Origin of the sequence: Parabacteroides hominis (assembly GCF_014287585.1) — a bacterium.
GTDB classification, from domain to species: domain Bacteria; phylum Bacteroidota; class Bacteroidia; order Bacteroidales; family Tannerellaceae; genus Parabacteroides; species Parabacteroides hominis.
In genome coordinates, this window is sequence record NZ_JACOOJ010000021.1 from 1 (window position 1) to 18,261 (window position 18,261).

Annotated in this window: 8 protein-coding genes; all 8 read left to right on the plus strand. The window is 42.0% G+C overall.

Going from position 1 to position 18,261, the window contains the following annotated elements; all coding sequences use genetic code 11:
• Positions 1 to 512 precede the first annotated feature (512 nt).
• The 8 genes from H8S65_RS12175 (at position 513) to H8S65_RS12210 (ending at position 17,883) form a co-directional block, all read left to right on the plus strand.
• Positions 513 to 2,942 carry a PAS domain-containing sensor histidine kinase gene (locus tag H8S65_RS12175; RefSeq protein ID WP_186930228.1) on the plus strand — a complete coding sequence of 810 codons (2,430 nt, stop codon included), beginning with the start codon at positions 513 to 515 and terminating at the stop codon, positions 2,940 to 2,942.
• A 52-nt stretch (positions 2,943 to 2,994) separates the two neighbouring features.
• Positions 2,995 to 5,022 carry a sensor histidine kinase gene (locus H8S65_RS12180; RefSeq protein ID WP_186930229.1) on the plus strand — a complete coding sequence of 676 codons (2,028 nt, stop codon included), beginning with the start codon at positions 2,995 to 2,997 and terminating at the stop codon, positions 5,020 to 5,022.
• Positions 5,023 to 5,337: 315 nt separating this feature from the next.
• Entirely contained in the window at positions 5,338 to 6,804 is a 1,467-nt protein-coding gene (locus tag H8S65_RS12185; protein ID WP_222616283.1) for a TolC family protein, read from the plus strand.
• Positions 6,805 to 6,846: 42 nt separating this feature from the next.
• Positions 6,847 to 8,097, plus strand: a complete 1,251-nt coding sequence (locus H8S65_RS12190) for an efflux RND transporter periplasmic adaptor subunit (RefSeq protein ID WP_186930230.1) — start codon at positions 6,847 to 6,849, stop codon at positions 8,095 to 8,097.
• Between the two features lie 32 nt (positions 8,098 to 8,129).
• A complete protein-coding gene (locus H8S65_RS12195; protein ID WP_186930231.1) occupies positions 8,130 to 10,532 on the plus strand; it encodes an ABC transporter permease in 2,403 nt (800 codons plus the stop codon).
• A 12-nt stretch (positions 10,533 to 10,544) separates the two neighbouring features.
• The gene (locus H8S65_RS12200; RefSeq protein WP_186930232.1) at positions 10,545 to 12,947 is read left to right on the plus strand and encodes an ABC transporter permease; all 2,403 of its coding nucleotides are present in this window, start codon (positions 10,545 to 10,547) and stop codon (positions 12,945 to 12,947) included.
• Positions 12,948 to 12,967: 20 nt separating this feature from the next.
• Positions 12,968 to 15,292 carry an ABC transporter permease gene (locus H8S65_RS12205; RefSeq protein WP_186930233.1) on the plus strand — a complete coding sequence of 775 codons (2,325 nt, stop codon included), beginning with the start codon at positions 12,968 to 12,970 and terminating at the stop codon, positions 15,290 to 15,292.
• Positions 15,293 to 15,492: 200 nt separating this feature from the next.
• Positions 15,493 to 17,883, plus strand: a complete 2,391-nt coding sequence (locus tag H8S65_RS12210; RefSeq protein WP_186930234.1) for an FtsX-like permease family protein — start codon at positions 15,493 to 15,495, stop codon at positions 17,881 to 17,883.
• The last annotated feature ends 378 nt before the right edge of the window (positions 17,884 to 18,261 follow it).

Below are 18,261 nucleotides of genomic sequence, written 5' to 3' on the forward strand. Positions count from 1 at the left end.
AGAACGAAAATGGCAATTATTACTTATACAACTCGGAAAATTGCGGCATAGAAAAATACTATATCGGGAAAAGGAGGAAACGATATAAAAAGAGGATGTGTCGGTTTTGACACACCCTCTTTCGTTCATCGGAAATCCAGACATGTCTGTATATATTACAGCATCTTCATTATGTAAGGGCCTCTTTTGAGCCCGTAAGCTTGACTGTCTATTCATAATGAGTGTAAAGTTACATTTTTAGAATACAGGCTACTTCTTTACGAATGAGTAAAAGTTCACACATCAAGTTCAAAAAAGACATAACTCTGATAACATACTCATTTATAACGTATTTTCGCATCCGATTTACAATGGAAACAGAAGGGTAATTGAAAAAATCCAATGTTTAGGCAAAAGAAGGAATGCATTTACCGAATGTAAAAATCAGAATAAAGCAGTTAGAGAATATGAAACATATATATACTACGATAATCCTTTTATTATATTCATTACAAGCATGCAGTATATCTACCATGACAGATGCAGAACCTTTCTCAATTCTCAGCAAAGAAGGCTGGTGGGTTATTTCTGGCATGTTTATCTCTTTGGTTTGTTTGAGCCTCTTTCTCTATGTCTATGAGAAGAAAGTTTTTCCAAAAGACCGGAAGGTGTACAAGGATAGTAAATTCTATCAAAAAAACTGGGAAAAACTATATTATGAAAAATTGGTCTTATTCAAGTCTTTATCTGTCGGTATAATTATTTATGATAAAAATGGGCGACAACAAGAGATGAACCCAGTAGCTGCTAAGATATTGGGGATAAAAGATATTCAATCGCATATAGCCAAACAATCTTTGTTTTTCGATGACATGCCGATTGCAAATGAATACAAAGAGCGTTTTCGCAAAGGAGAAGACTTTGACGTACAAATACAAGGTTATCTGAATATGTCTTCAACTACGGTACATGATTCGGATGAAAATTCTTTTGATAAATCCATCATCGATATTCAGATCAGAAGACTTAAAGATGCCGAAGATAATACAGATGGTTATTTTGTCATATTGAATGATATGACCTCAAAATATGAGGTAGAACAGCGTTTAATACAATCTGAGGCCAGACTTAAGATGGCACTTTCTGCAGGAAAACTGAATGTATGGAAATATGATGTGAAGAATGATCAGTATTCGACCCTTTACGGAAAGACATTTTTCACAGATAGATGTTCTTTAAATCAGGTAGCTTCTATAGTACATCCGGATGACAAATCGGTTTTTCTTGAAAAATCCCAGACTATATTAGCAGGAAAAATCGATGAGACCGATCTGATTTTACGTTTATTCAACAATAAAACAAATCAGTATCATACCATAGCAAATAGAATCTCTGCCAGAAAGGATGAAAAAAAACAAGTTTCTTACGTTATCGGAGTACATAAAGACATTACAAAATCAATTTTATACGAACAGGAACGTGAAAGGAATCACAAAAAATTAGAATTTGTAATTCGCCATGCCAATCTCGTACTTTGGGAATATGATGTAAAAACGAAACTATTCAAATCATACAATGAACCCTTGAATGGATTTAATGAAGAGAAATTATTAAGTCTTAACGATTACCATCGTTATATGCATCCAGACGACATAGCCAGGTCAGGACTTATGAATTTTCTTAATTTAATGGATGAAGGACGTAATGAATCATATTCTGTAGATGTACGATTGAGATTTTGTGACACAGAAGCTTGGAAACATTGTACAATTAGCGGATCTCCTTTTGAAAAAGATACAGATGGAAAGGTTGTTAAGTTTGTTGGCTTCCGTAAAGATAACACGGAATGGAATACTCTTATAGAGGAGTTGAAAACAATAAACAGCCAACTTAATATGGCTCTCAAGGCAGGTAATATCGTTCCTTTTGTTTGGGACATGGAATCGAATATGGTACGCATCACAACAAGAGACAGGCTTGAAAATATAAGTGATGCATTTGAAAAGAGACACGAAGGTTTAGCCTTGGAAAAAGTCCTTTTGAATATGCCGCCGGACGATAGGGAACGTGTACATACCATATTTGCAAAATTTAAAGCAGGTAATATATCCGAAGTACATGACGAGATCCGGTATGACGCGAAACAAAGATATAAGGAGGTCTTCGAATGTAATATGATAGGGATAAAAAGCGAAACGGGCAAGGTTGATAAAGTTATGGGATGTTTATTAAACATAACTGAACGTAAGAAAATGATTCTCAACTTGGAAGATGCGAGAAAATCTGATCGTTTAAAATCCGCATTCCTTGCTAATATGAGCCATGAAATCCGAACTCCATTGAATGCGATCGTTGGTTTCTCCCAATTATTAATGGAAGAAACAGATCCCGATACAAAAGCCGAGTTTGTAAAAATTATCACTTTCAATAATGAACTTTTACTCAAATTAATCAATGATATTCTCGATTTATCAAAAATAGAGGCAGGTTTTACAGAAATGAAGATTACAAGCTTTGATTTTGCTGAATATTTTGAAGAAATCGCTATCTCGATGAAAATACAATGTTCAAATCCGAATGTGAAATTTATTTCTGTAAATCCGTATAAAAGCTGTATAGTGGAGTTGGATAAACAACGCTTAGCACAGATTCTTACCAATTTTGTCAATAATGCCATTAAATATACACCACATGGTTCCATCACTATGGGGTATAAAGCATGCGAAAATAACATACGGATTTATGTATCAGATACGGGTATCGGCATATCCGATAAGAAAAAAGGACGGGTATTCGAACGCTTCGAGAAATTAGATGATTTTGCTCAAGGCAATGGGTTAGGCTTATCCATCTGTAAAGCCATCGCTGAAGCTAACGGCGGCAGTGTCGGTTTTACAAGCAATGAAGGGCAAGGTTCTACATTTTGGGCTGATCTCAAATGCAATCCGACAGTGGTGGAATAAAGGAATTTAATAGACAAAACAGAAAACTAAAAACAATCTAAATATCATGACAATGAAGAAACTCTTACTTGTATTTTCACTATTACTGTGGTGTACTACCTTATTGGGCTCAGAGATACAAGAACAAAAAGATAGCCTGAAGTCTTTACTGGATAATACAGTCATTCCCCAAGAACGCTTTAAACTACTAAAACAGATCGCTAACATCTACCAGGATAGCTCGCAAGAAGCTCATTGGTTACAACAATTGATGAACGAATCTTTAACGAATAAAGACTTCGATATGCATGAATGGAGCGTACGTCAGCTTACACGTCTATATAACAATTTGGATAATGAAGACTGTGTCAATTTTTATGCCCATTATTCCGATTCTTTATCTAAAAAGTCCGGAAGATATTCCGATCATTATTTCGCAACCCAGTTACTCTATAACCAATATCTGATAGAAAAACATCATTTGGAAAAAGCGACCTTGAATGCGAATTATTTGTATGAGACGGCAAAAGCATACAACAGCAATATGGGGATCGTATGCAGCAATGAGTGCCTGGCATTAATAAATACCTATATAGGTCTGGACAGCATCGCCGCGAACTACCACCTCGAAGCAGTGCAAATATTGCCGAAAGAAAAGGAGACAATGGGGCTTCGTGCCCAACTACTGACCGACCTCATAGCGTCGTTATTGAAGATGAAGGATCTTGATGACGCAGAGGAATATATAGAAGAGCTGGAAAACCACATCGACGAAATGTATGAAAACAAGGTTTACTATCCATACGATCGAGGATGGATGATGTTATATACATATAAAATAGAACTGGCTACCTACCAGAAAAGATATAGCGAGATTCCCGCCTATATAGCTAAAGTAGAGTCCCATGCCCCGAAAGTAGTGACCCCTTACATGTTTTTCTATTATGAAACATGTCTGGCCAGATATTACAAATCCATCGGGCAAAACTCGACAGCCTTGAGAATGGTGGATGCCGCCATATCCAAAACCGCTGTGGAAAACAGCCGTTTCCAATTAGGCAGATTAAAAGCCGATATATTGACAGAGCAAGGGTTATTCAGAGAGGCTGCTGTCGAATACAGGAATATAACAAATATTTACGAGCAGTCCATCAAACAACAATTCATTGAGAATATCTCGGAGCTAAGTAACATGCATAATATCAAAAACCTGCAATTAAAGATAAACAAACTTGAAATACAAAAACTGAAGGATAAACAAACCCGCATAGTGGCCTGGATTGTATTTGCCATATTCCTGTCCGGCTGTTTTTTTTATTGGAATACTTTCCGCTTGAATCAAAAACTGAACCGGGAGAAAAAAGAGCTACAAATCTCAGAAGATAAATATCGCCTCGCCTGCGAGCATGCAATGGAGTCCGATCGTCAAAAAAGTTTGTTTCTTTCGAACATGAGTCATGAGATACGTACTCCTCTTAACGCAATCGTAGGATTTGCCAATATTTTGATAGAAGGCGACATTGAAAAGGAAGAAAAAGAAGAATACGTTAAGATCATCAATAATAATTCCGATTTATTGTTGAACTTAATTAACGACATTTTGGATTTTTCAAAAATCGAGTCCGAGAAATATCGTTTTTCTTTTGATTATCACAACTTGCAAGAATGTTGTTACAATGTTTTAGAAAGCATCAAAAGTAAGGTAAAACCCAGTGTGAAACTTTCGTTTATTACCGATGGGGATACAGATACGAACTTCAGGCTTTACACAGATAAACTTCGTTTTCAACAAGTCTTGATCAATCTAATCGGAAACGCTTGCAAATTTACACAAAATGGTTTTATCTCCTTATCATATAAGTTCGACAAGGAGGCTAAACTTGTTTATTTCAGCGTAACAGATACAGGGTCAGGTATTCCACTGGATAAACAGGAGCAAATCTTCGAGCGTTTTGTGAAGTTGAATACATTTGTACAGGGAACAGGCCTGGGTTTGTCCATCTGTAAACTGATAGTCGAACGGTTGGGTGGAAAGATCTGGTTAGATAAAAAATATAGCGAAGGTTGCCGTTTTATTTTTACTCATCCGTTAGCACAATAAATTCGCGATTAAAGTAGAACTTAATTCAATGTTTATCATATATAGCACCGTCTAATGCGCATGAATAAAATGTGGCAGACAGAAGGTCTTTAGCAGAATTTGTATTTTTCATATTCTGTGATTTATATGAGCGTAGGTCCATTATCTATAAGAAGAAATTCAATATATGCTATAAGAACAAATCGAATACGACATATCGTGCAAATCTGCACGTAATTTGTGCGAATTTGCACGGTAGCAGCCTGACCGACTTTTCCTATTATATTTAAAATCAATACTTTACAGTTATGGCATATATTTTGTTTTATACTTATCATGAAACAAATATTATCCATACTTATATGTGTACTGCTTCCCCTTCAACTATTGGCGCAGAAAACACTTACGCTGACATTGGGCGAAGCGATCGAAACGGCGCGCCGAAATTCTCCTGAAGCGATTGCCGCCCGTCACGCTTTCAGGGCTTCTTACTGGAACTGGCGTTCGTTCCGGGCAAAACAGTTACCGAGCCTGACGCTTACATCCGATCCGAGCCTGAACCGTTCCATCCAGTCAGTCACATTGGAAGACGGTAGCGACAAATTCGTACATCGGAACCAGCTCTCGGTCGATGCCGGTCTCGAAATCCAACAAAACATAGCCCTTACAGGCGGTAAGGTTTTATTAAAAACCGGACTTGAAAGGTTAGATATGTTCACCGACAATGTCTCGTCTTACAAGAGTACTCCGGTTGTCATAGGATATGAACAAGACTTATTCGGTTTCAATGACCTCAAATGGGAACGCCGCATCGAACCGATCAAATATGAAGAGGCCAAAAAGACCTATATCGAAACGCTCGAACTGGTAGCAGCCTATACGACTAACCGCTTCTTTAACTTGGCAACGGCACAGACCTCGCTGGAAATCGCAAACTATAATTTCGCATACGCCGACACACTTTACCGGTATGCACAAGGACGTTACAATATCGGGACGATCACCGAAAACGAAATGCTCCAACTGGAACTCAACAAACTGACCGAACAGACAAACCGCCTCAACGCACAAATCGAGGTCGACGATTATATCCAGTCGCTCCGTAGCTATTTAGGTATTTCCGAAAATATCACCTTGGTCGTGATTCCCGACGACAGCATTCCTCATTTCACGGTCGATGTAAACGAAGCCATGCAGCTTGCTTTCCAGAACAATCCGGATATCAGCGCCTTCGAACGCCGCCGGTTGCAAAGTGAAAGCACCGTTGCCGAGGCGAAAGCCAACCGGGGTTTTAAAGCCGCCTTATATGCACAGTTCGGGCTGACGCAAAGCAACGAAAAGCTGAAAGAGTCCTATCGCGACCCGATGGACCAGCAATTGGTGACATTGGGTGTACGCATACCGATACTGGACTGGGGCGTAGGAAAAGGCCGGGTGAAAGTGGCCAAAAGCAACCGCGACAAGGTTTACACCGAACTGGAACAGGAGCGGATGGACTTCGAACTGAACGTAGCGAAGATCGTCAAACAGTTCAACATACAGGCCGGCAAAGTCGCAATAGCCTATAAAACAGACCAAACGGCCCAACGCCGTAACGATGTGGCACGCAGGCTTTACCTATTGGGCAAATCGACGATTCTCGACCTCAATGCCGCCATAGCCGAAAAAGACAACTCCCGTCGTGCTTACATCGCGGCTTTATATAATTATTGGAATCTCTATTACGGTCTCCGCAGCCTGACCGGTTACGATTTCGAAAAGATGATCCCGATCACGGAAGATTACGAACTCCTTCTGAAATAATTCAGAAATTGAATATTGAATATTAAAAATCATACATATCAAATGGATAAACCAATTGCAAAGAAACCTGTTTATTACCGTTACCGCTGGCATATCGCCGGGGGAATCGCATTCATAGCTCTTCTCGTATATGTCGGGATCGCTGCCTCCGGTGGCAGGAAACTCCGTACCGAAGCAGAAAACCTGATCATCGGTGAAGCCTCCAACAATAAGTTTTTGGAATATGTAGACGTCGAAGGGGTCGTGCAACCTATTCTCACTATCCAGATCAACGCCCGTGAAGCCGGCAGCGTGGACCGGATCATAGCAGAAGAAGGAACCATGCTGGATAAGGGCGATACAATCCTGACACTCAACAATCCCGACCTGATCCGCACCATCGAAGACCAGCAGGATGAATGGGAAAAGCAACTGATCTCTTATCAAGAGAAAGAGATCGAGATGGAACAGAAAAGCATCGACCTGCAACAAGAAACCTTGCAGACGACTTACGAACTGAACCGACTCAAAAAAAGCTATGCACTCGACGAAGAGGAATTCAATATGGGTGTCAAAAGTAAGGCACAGCTCGAAGTGGCCCGGGACGAATTCGACTACAAAACCCGGAGCACCGCTTTGCAGTTAGAAGGTCTGCGCCATGATAGCGCGGCCACGATCCTGCGCCGGGAGTTGATGAAAAACGATCTTGAACGGGAACGTAAAAAGTTCGAACGCGCCCAGGAGCGCATGGAGGATCTGGTTGTTCGCGCACCTCTTTCCGGCCAGCTCAGCTTTGTCAAAGTAACTCCCGGACAACAGGTACAGAGCACCGAAGCGATCGCCGAGATCAAAGTCCTCGACCAGTTCAAGATCCATACTTCCCTCAGCGAATACTACATCGACCGGATCACCACCGGCCTGCCCGCCACCATCACCTGGCAAAGCAGGAAGTTCCCGCTCCGGATCACCAAAGTCGTCCCGGAAGTCAAAGACCGTAACTTCGACGTCGATCTGGTCTTTACGGAGGCAAGCCCGGAAAACGTACGCATCGGAAAAAGTTTTCGTGTCCAGATCGAACTCGGACAACCGGAAGAGGCTCTCGTCATCCCGCGTGGCGACTTCTTCCAGACCACCGGCGGCCAATGGATATACAAACTGAACGAATCCGGCACGAAAGCCCGGAAAACCCCGATCAGCATCGGCCGCCAAAACCCGCAACAATACGAAATAACCGGTGGACTCCAACCGGGCGACAAGGTGATTGTCACAGGATATAGTACCTTTGGGGATGCGGAAGAGTTGATTTTAAAATAAAAGAAGAATAATCCTGATACGGCTACATTAATATGAAAATAATACGATTAGCTTTACGATCGCTGACACGTTTCAGACTCTACAGTGCCATCAACATCATGGGGTTGGCGCTGAGTCTGGCGTGTGTAATAACACTATCCCGATATCTCTATCAAGAAACTACAGCAGACCATTTTCATAAACATCTGGATCGTCTCTATCTTACGACAATTCAATACCAGAATTCTCCTATGATACACTTTTCCGGTAGTTTCAATATGAATCACGAACCCGACTATAGAGAGCCATTAGAAGATATGGCAGTAGAACGGAGCACCACATTCATCCCCATGCAGGAGCATGATATCTATTATGAGAATAAGAAAATCACAGCAAATCTGTTCGCCGTAGACACCAACTTTCTGCAAATGTTAGATTTTCCGATCCTCATTGGTAATCGGAATACACTACTTTTAAAACCGGAAAGTGCGGTAATTACGCAGGAGTTATCAAAAAAGCTGTTTGGAAATAAGAATCCGATCGGCAAAACTCTTTCTTTCACATTCGGGCAGCCGGTGACGATCGAAGGCATTATTGGAAATCCTGCAGGTAAAAGTTCCTTGCATTTCGACATCCTGATCTCCAAGTCTATGCAGAAAAAATGGTCAAGAATGCCTCAAAGCATTGCTCTGCTTTATCCGGGAAGCGATCTGAAACTGGTAAACAAACGATTGGATTATTACATGTACATGAAAGCGGGAGATCGATATCAACGATATCAATTCTTCCCCATGAAAGAAGTTTATTTCGACCAGACAATTCACGACTTTAATTTATTTTATAAAGGAAATAAGACAAACGTCAGGATATTGACAGTTGTAACTTTTCTAATCCTAATTATCGGACTTTTTAATTTTACCAATATCTATGCCGTACTTATACAAAAACGAGCCAGGGAATTTGGTATGAAAAAAGTATTCGGAGCAAAACGTCTGCACCTGTTCGGGCAAATCTATATCGAAAATATATTCATTCTCGCTTGTGCCTTGTTTATCGGATGGGTATTTGTTGAATTGACACAAGAGTATCTAAACAATCATTGGGACATCTCCCAATCAAACGACTGGCATTTGAATCTTATGCTTGCGCTCGTGTTGTTGGTCCTTTTACCTATGTTGACCTCTTCTTATCCCTTTTTCAAATATCAATATGCAACGCCGATTCATACATTGCAATCCATAAACAAAGGAGGAAATTCAATCACTTCAAGAAATATATTCCTGGTTATCCAATACGGCATATCGATTTCTCTCATCATCGTATCGTTATTTTTCATCAAACAGTTGCATTTCATGCTGAACTACGACAATGGATACCGTACGAAAGACATCATCAAAGTCCAATTTCTCCGTAGCGATTATGCATTAGATGATACGTATGAACAATCAATGGCTAAAAGGGAAAAACAAAAACAACTCGACAATATTATTACGACAAAGATGAATGAATCTCCTTTGTTTACAGATTGGGCTTACGGAGAAAGCCCTTACGAATATGGAGAGCCACATATACAATTTGAATTCCAAGGGAAAAAACAATTGGTTATTTATAACAATACAGACGAAAAGTACATGAATATATACAATCTTCAAATAATAGAAGGACGCAATTGGAACGACTCGATCGACCATTTCGGGACATACAACTTGATTATCAATGAAACGGCAAAAAAAATATTTGGCATCACCGATATTACAACAGCTAAGTTACAACCCGAAAGTAGATTATGGTGGAGTTCCGACATGCCTAATATGGACAAAAACCCTGCTTACAACATCGTTGGCATAGTCAAAGACTTTCAAATAGGACATTTGTCGCAAGCAACACTTCCACTCGTTTTCGCTTATGACATAGGATACCGCTATGAACGTTTGACAGCTCACATCGTTCCAGGCAAACGCCAAGAAGCAATCCGTTTCCTACAAAAATTACATGAAGAAACCGTTGGAGGAGAATTCGTCTATTCTTTTGCAGAAGATGAGATAAAAGCCATTTACAAAGAGGACCAAAAGGTAACCAGTATCTATACGGTATTTGCACTGATAGCAATCCTGATCTCCTCATTAGGTCTGTTCGGGCTATCCCTGTTTGACGTACAGCGACGTTACCGCGAAATAGCTATCCGCAAAGTCAACGGAGCGACAACTTCCATCATCATGCAAATGCTATTACGAAAATATTATAAACTTCTCGCGATCGCATTTGTTGTGGCGACTCCTGTCACCTGGCTTACGATCCACAAATATCTGGAAAATTTCGCTCACAAGGCCACTATCTCCTGGTGGCTATTTGCCATCGCTTTATTACTTACAGGAGTAATTTCTTTGCTGACTTTGATTTGGCAAATACGCAAGGCAGCCCGGACAAATCCGGCAGAAGCAATCAAATCAGAATAAAAACAAACGATCATGATACTACAACACTATATCAAAATTGCATTTCGCAACTTGGCAAAATATAAAGTGCAATCCACCATCAGTATTGTCGGCCTGGCAATCGGGCTGATCTGTTTCACATACGGATGGAACTGGTACCAATATGAGACGAACTACGACGGGTTTTATCCGCAATCCGGGCAAATTTACCGGGTGTACGGAATCGATAAACAAACGGGAAAGAAATCAGAGGAATTACCGCTTATCCTGGCACGCAAACTGAAAAAAGATTTCCCGGAAGTAATAGAGACAACACAGATTTATTCCAAATACGGTTCGAGTTTCAAATATGGAGAAACAAGGTTAGAGGATCCGGACGAGGAATTCATTGACGAACAGTATTTCAAATTCTTTCCACGTCCCGTAATTTGCGGTAAAAAGGATGATATCCTGAAAACACTGGATGAGATAGCCGTTACCCGGTCTTTTGCCGTGAAATATTTCAAAACACCGGAGAAAGCATTAGGCAAAACCCTTGAAAACGGATATCGTAAAAGCATTACGATCGTGTCCGTCCTGGAAGATTCGCCCAACAACTCCATGATGCAAGCCGATGTTTATGAATTGGATAAATTCGACCATGACCGGGAAAACCGGATCACGGACGAAAAGCAATGGGCCTTGTTAAACACTAAAATCTATCTATTATTAGCACCCAACATTAATATAAAAGCATTTGAGAAGAAGATCAATGCTTATATAGTCGAGCATGAGTACAATAAATCAATCCTGTTGAAGTTGGCTCCCCTGACGGATGTCCGTCATACATTCGGAAGCGAATTGACATTTAATCTTTCCTACATCCGCACATTCACGATAACCGGGCTCTTATTGTTACTCTGCGTTTTCTTTAATTTCACCAATCTGCTGTTGAACCGTATCTATTTACGGAACAAAGAAATGAAATTGAGAAATGCGATCGGCGCTGATAAAAAGAACTTGGTTATCCAGTTGCTGCTGGAATTGACGTTGCTTGTCGGGATCAGTTTTCTATTGGCCTCCTGCCTGTTGGAATTAACCGCTGGCGGCTTCTCACGCCTATTCGAAACGACATTACAGCGAAAACTCTTATTTAGCCATCTTTGTATCATAACAGGCATTAGCTGCTTGATACTCACGATCGTCAGCCTACCGTTATTCCTGCATTTTGTACGCGCTTCTTCTCTATTAATATCCGGAGGAATCTCTCCTACCCGGAAAAGCGGTTTCCGCAAAATCAGCATGACACTCCAACTATGTATTTGCATATTCTTCCTGATGAGCACATTTATCATGTTCAGGCAAATATCTTTCATGAAACATAAAAACTTGGGATTCCGGAAAGAGGGTCTGATACAGATGGAAATGACATTCAACGACCGGGAAGGAATCAGTCGCGAGATTTCTTCATTAGCTGTCCTAAAAGGATTCACACAAGCCGGAATATTTACCATCACTCATGAACCTTATACACAAAACGAAGTCGAATGGGAAGGGAAACCACTGGATTTTAATCCGAACTTCCAAGTCCTGCAAGTAGGCGGCAACTTCCCGGAAGTTTTCAACATACCGATGCTGAAAGGCCGTTTCGTCAATGAAGGAGATCTATCCGACGGTAACAGGCATTCCTCTTGGACAAAAGCCGTCATCAATGAAGAGGCGGCTCGTATCATGGGCATAAACGATCCTATCGGAAAGAAGATCAGCATTTGGAACTATACGACAATGAGAGACGGAAGCAGGGGACGTGCCGAAATGGAAATCGTCGGGATCATCCAAAACTTCCAAGCAGCCAGTTTGCGCAACCCGATGCTGCCGCAAGTGATCGTAACCGATCCAAGCAAATGGAACAGCTATTTTTATTATGCCCGTACCGAACCCGGAAAAGAAAAAGCCGCGATCAAAGCAATCCGGAATGTATTCAAAAAACACTCTAAGCAAGGCGATCCCGCCACCTGCAAAGTACAGACCATAAGTCAGATACTTGATCAGCTCAGCACTTCCGAGAATGCCAGCCTGCAGCTCTTTACATTGCTGGCCCTGTTCTGTACGCTAATCTCCATCTTCGGGCTTTATTCCATCTCGTCCAGCAATATGGAACAACGGAGGAAAGAAATTGCCATACGGAAAGTGATGGGAGCTTCTGCCGGCACGATTGTCAAGATGTTTTTCCTGGAATATCTGACAATTGCACTGATAGCCAATCTTCTGGCACTACCGCTCGCGTGGTTGTTCATGCAAAATTGGTTGCAGCAATATGCCTACCGGAGCAATATCTTTGTCTGGATGTATATCGTAATCATATTTGCCACCATCATCCTGATCATCGGAACCGTCCTCTATCAAACGATACGGGCCGCCCGGACCAATCCGGCGGAGGTGATCAAGTCGGAATAATAACAACAAATCATAGAACTATGCTATACCATTACATCAAAATAGCTCTCCGCAATCTCCTGAAATATAAATTGCAATCATTCATTTGTATTGTCGGACTCGCAATCGGATTTACCAGCTTTGCGTTATCGTCGCTTTGGATACGGTATGAGTTGACTTATGACACGTTCAGGAAGGACGCAGACCGGATTTATTACGTCCGGGTGGAATCGGAGACAAACGACCAAGGCGTTTCATCTGTCACTCCTTACCCGCTGGCCCGTTATTTAAAAGAGACGTTCCCAGAGGTAGAGGAAAGTTGCAATACCAGTGCTTGGAAAAATGATTTCCTCTACAACGAAAAGAAATACGAATCTTTCGATATGGTCATGGATTCAACTGTCGAACGCATGTTCGAGATAGAACTGATCTCCGGTAGCCGGGATTTTATGATTCCGGGAAGCAACAAGATCGCGATCACGGACAGGCTTGCCAAAGAGGTCTTCGGCACAAAGAACCCATTAGGTGAAAAACTGAAGATTTGGTCTGACAATATGGAAATATGTGCCATAGTCAAAAGTCAGGACCAGCATTCGAATTTCCCGTTCGGAATACTGAAGCCGTCCCGGCAAACGGAGGAATGGAACATAGCCTATTGCCAGACTTTTATAAAGGTTCGTCCGGGAACGGATATGGAAGCTTTTAAAAAGAAACTTTACGAACATAAAATAAAGAAAGACAAAGACTCGCTGACTCATCTCGTTCTGACATCGCTCACTGCCATGCGGTATGACCATCCCGAAGAAGAGCCTACTATCAAGTTCGAACATATCCTGCTTTTCGCGCTTGCCGGGGGATTGGTGATCCTGTGCGCACTATTCAACTATCTGACCCTGTTCGCCAACCGCATACGGATACGCAGTAAAGAGATCGGACTCCGGAAAGTGTGCGGTTCGTCTGACGGCAATCTGTTTGTCCTGTTTGCTTCCGAATACCTGCTTACACTTTTCATGGCTCTCTTGGCCGGAATAGTTCTGATCGAAATCATACTGCCTGCATTCCAGGAATTGTCGAATGTAAAAACTGATTCGTTCAGTCTCTATTTGGAGACATTTGCCTATTTCGGATTCATCACCTTGCTGGCTTTCCTGTTCTCTTTGTTCCCTATCTACTATTTCAGGAAGCATTCGCTACAAAAGGCCCTCAAAGGTTCATTTGACGGGAAAGGAAAGAACATCTTCCCGAAAATAAGCCTTACCTTGCAATTGATAATCAGCATCGGGTTCATATTCAGTTCGTCGGTACTGATCAAACAAATCTATCACTTGCACACGACCGATCTCGGACTAAACCGGGAAGACCGGGGCGATGTTCGTATATATCCTAAAACAGACGGTTTGAAAGAAGAAGTCGCCAAACTCTCTTCTATCGCAGAAGTATATCCGGACGGAAACGATCCGCTATTTCCAAGTTACTCCCGCTCCTACAGATACTTTACAGAGTGGGAAGGCAAGCCTGCTTCCGTGGAAGATCTCACGATCCAAGCAATTCCATGTAACAACCGTTACTTTGAGTTTTATGGCCTTCAGTTACTAAAAGGCAAGTTGCCGGAGGGAGATACCGAACGGCATATACTCCTGAACGAAGCAGCCGTAAAGGAATTGAAGATCGACAATCCGATCGGCAAAACACTTAGCGTCAAAGATCAGAAAGGATTGGTCATCGACGGCATTTTCAAAGACTTCTATATCTCGCCCCCTACCGTTCCGGTAAAACCGGTGATGCTCGATTTCAGTCCGGTTAAGAAAAATATACAGAATGATTATTCAACGACTGTCATATTCCGACATCAGCCGGGAAGCCGCGAACTATGCAAACGGCAGGTCGAGCAGTTGGCAAAGAAGATGCAACCGAACGCTGTCGACATACATGTAGCTTTTATGGAAGAAGAATATGAAAAGTTTCTGAAATCGGAAAAGGCACTACTCAAGATGCTCGACTTCGTGACTGTAGTCTGTATCTTGATCTCGTTGTTCGGCGTATTCTCCCAGGTGACTTTAGACTGCGAACAGAAAAAGAAAGAAATCGCCGTCCGCAAAGTGAACGGGGCAAAGGCATTGGATATCATGAGGCTATTCTTTGCCAGTAATCTGCGCCTGTTATGCATTGCTTCGGTTATAGCATTTCCGGTCAGCTACCTGGTCATGAAATCATGGATTGAAAACTATGTGCTACAGGCGACAATCAGTTGGTGGCTTTATCCGGTCATTTGGGTTGTACTGGTCCTGCTGCTAACCCTTAGCACAGGTTGGCGCATCCATAAGGCTGCGAACCAGAACCCGGCAGAGGTGATCAAGTCGGAATAAAAGTTTTCTGCCGGTGAAAATTTTGTTTCACGCCGGTGAAAATTTATTTTCATGCCGAGGAAACTTTTTTCTCTCCCCGTAGAAACCGGGCAGCAGTCTTGCCTTTCCTGAAGTCAGAAGCAAGCCTAAAAGCAGCTGATACCAGTACGAAGATTTTAAAAGATATATTTGAACAATATTTTATAACAAACAATCGGATCATGTTATCACACTATATAAAAATTTCTTTCCGGGAACTACTGAAATACCGGACTCAATCAATTGTCAGCATTATCGGCTTGGCCGTAGGATTTACAGCCTTCATCTTAGGTGGTTACTGGCTACGGTGGGAGACACATTTCGATAATTTCCACCCGGAAGCAGACCGGCTTTACTGCCTGACGACGGAGGGACTTGTCAAGCGCGCCAACGGAACACAAGCCGATCTGGACCAGTTACATATTAACGACCGGGAAGAATTGTTCAAGCTGCTCCCCGAAATCGAAGTCTCCTGTTCATTCAACCCCCTCAGCTTTACATTGAAACAGGACAACGAGGCGATTAAACTGCATGGGATGGAAAGCGGACAGTCCTTCTTCAACCTTTTCCGGGCGGATTTTATCGAAGGGACTCACAAAGGTCTCGTTCCCGACGGCAGTTCCGTCATTTTAACGGAACGGACAGCCCACAAACTGTTCGGGACAACAAACTGCGTCGGCAAGGAAGTCGTATTGGATGATAACCTCCGTCCCTCGGTAGCAGGCGTCATCCGGGACTATCCGGATAATACAGATCTACTGTTCGACTTCCTGTTGATCAAGACACCTCAACCCAATCATGTCAAACGCATGACGACCTACGTGCGACTCCAAAAGAACGCAAACGTCACGAACGTACGGAACAAACTGGCACACTATAAAAGCCATGCCGAAGACAAATGGAATCACGAACAGGTAAAAAACTGGAAAATAAACCTGCTGACAGCCTCCGAAGTACATCTCAGATGCCATCCCGAATTGACAGATCGCATCCGCAACATTCATATCTTAGCTTTAGCCGGGATAATGGCTTTCCTAAGCGCTCTGATCAACCTGCTTGTCCTTTTCATAGGGCAACAGCAACGGAAACAACAGAAAAACCGGACTTACCTCTGTGTAGGAGCTTCAACCACAAGCATGATCATGAAAGGTTTTACCGAACTGGCATTACCCTTGATCATTGCCTTTCTGATCGCTTTCTGCCTGATCGAAAGCCTCTATCCTTACTATGAAAGCTACACGACATGGAACCGGTACGGCATCTACGAAAACGTCAATCGCCACCTTTCACGAACTTCGCTTTTCGGCAATACGCTGTCGCTCGCCGGAATCAGCATCCTGGCGTTCCTTCTTATCTGTTATTATCCGATACGAAATCTTTTGGAACACAAGATACAAAGACCGGTCCTCTTCAAACAAAGTTTGATCGTCATCCAGATATTTATCGGTTCGTTATTCTTTATCACCTCTTTGGGGTTGTTCCGGCAGTTACATTTTATCCTTTCGAAAGACAAAGGGATCGATTACGAACGGGTCATACAGGTCGATTTAGGGTACAACACGGCTTATCAGACAGACCTGGGCGTCTTGAAACCGGAAATAGCCAACCATCCGTATGTAGAGGGAGTCACGTACACATGCGGAAACACTCCGGTCTTTACGGAGCAGGGAGATTGGTATGGTTCTTTTTACTCGTACTTTTGTTTCGACCCGAACGAGCCCGATCCCCATCAATTTAATCCGGTGGTCGTTGCCGACAAGGACTTCTTTTCGTTCTTCAACCTGCAACTGCAATCGGGTAGCTGGCCGACGGATGCAAACCCATATAGCTATATGGTAAATGAAACTTGCCAACAAACATTGGGATACACAGATCTGCTTGAACGGCCTATATATATAAAAGGACAGGCGAGCCAAGCCAAAGTCTGCTGTGTCATAAAGGACTATCTCTATGCTCCGATGCAATATCCTATATTACCGCTGTTCTTTACCACATACGATAATCCGATGGTAAAAGACTTCGAGCGTCCTTACCTTATTTATGTCCGCTATGCAAAAGGACACAAAAAGGAGGTGCTGGAGCATCTTCGTGAAATAACATCACATATTCAGAATGACAATGTCAACCGGAGTAAAATGTTTACGGAGTTATCCGATCTGGTCGATCTTTTCAACCGTCCGGAAAAAGTGATTTTTACCATCTTTAGCATCCTTTCTCTGGTTTGTATCCTGATCTCCACTTTCGGTATCTACTCGCTGGTCAGTCTCGCCACCGAACAACGCCGGAAAGAGATTGCTATCCGTAAAGTAAACGGAGCTACATTTTATCACATCCTCCAACTGTTCTTCCGGGAATATTTCATGTTAGTAGCATTAGGCAACGCTTTTGCTCTTCCGGTCGGCTACTTAGTAACGAAACGTTGGCTCGAAACGTACGCCAATCACACCACATTGCCAGTATGGTTGTTCCTGCTGGTTTTCCTTATCACCAGTGGAATCGTACTACTCTCTATTTTCCGCCAGGTTAAAAGAGCAGCTGCTACCAATCCGGCGGAAGTAATCAAAACAGAATAAAAACACGATACGATGATTGTACATTATTTCAAGAATCCTTCAACAAGCTTCGGGAATTCTCCCGTAATCTCTCTTCTTTTGCACAGGAGAAAGACTCCGACAAGCAAATGCGCCTTTCAGAATGCAGCAGCGAACTATTGAACGATTTACTTGATACAGACAGAGATTTTTTACGGAAAGCGAATCAACCGGCGAACTGAATCTTGACATCTTCAAGATGAAGAGAACAATAAAAAAGAAAAGCAAAAACTAATTAAGTCAACACATCCCAAAAACAATTAACATTTTAAATTGATAAGACAAATTACACTAATTATATCATACAGTACCATAAGTTGTTTTATATTCGCTCTATAAATTATTTACATTAATATTTCT

Excerpts from the sequence above, each read along its gene's own strand:
- H8S65_RS12175 (WP_186930228.1), top strand. The coding sequence starts at position 513 with ATGACAGATGCAGAACCTTTCTCAATTCTCAGCAAAGAAGGCTGGTGG.
- H8S65_RS12180 (WP_186930229.1), top strand. The coding sequence starts at position 2,995 with ATGAAGAAACTCTTACTTGTATTTTCACTATTACTGTGGTGTACTACC.
- H8S65_RS12185 (WP_222616283.1), top strand. The coding sequence starts at position 5,338 with ATGAAACAAATATTATCCATACTTATATGTGTACTGCTTCCCCTTCAA.
- H8S65_RS12190 (WP_186930230.1), top strand. The coding sequence starts at position 6,847 with ATGGATAAACCAATTGCAAAGAAACCTGTTTATTACCGTTACCGCTGG.
- H8S65_RS12195 (WP_186930231.1), top strand. The coding sequence starts at position 8,130 with ATGAAAATAATACGATTAGCTTTACGATCGCTGACACGTTTCAGACTC.
- H8S65_RS12200 (WP_186930232.1), top strand. The coding sequence starts at position 10,545 with ATGATACTACAACACTATATCAAAATTGCATTTCGCAACTTGGCAAAA.
- H8S65_RS12205 (WP_186930233.1), top strand. The coding sequence starts at position 12,968 with ATGCTATACCATTACATCAAAATAGCTCTCCGCAATCTCCTGAAATAT.
- H8S65_RS12210 (WP_186930234.1), top strand. The coding sequence starts at position 15,493 with ATGTTATCACACTATATAAAAATTTCTTTCCGGGAACTACTGAAATAC.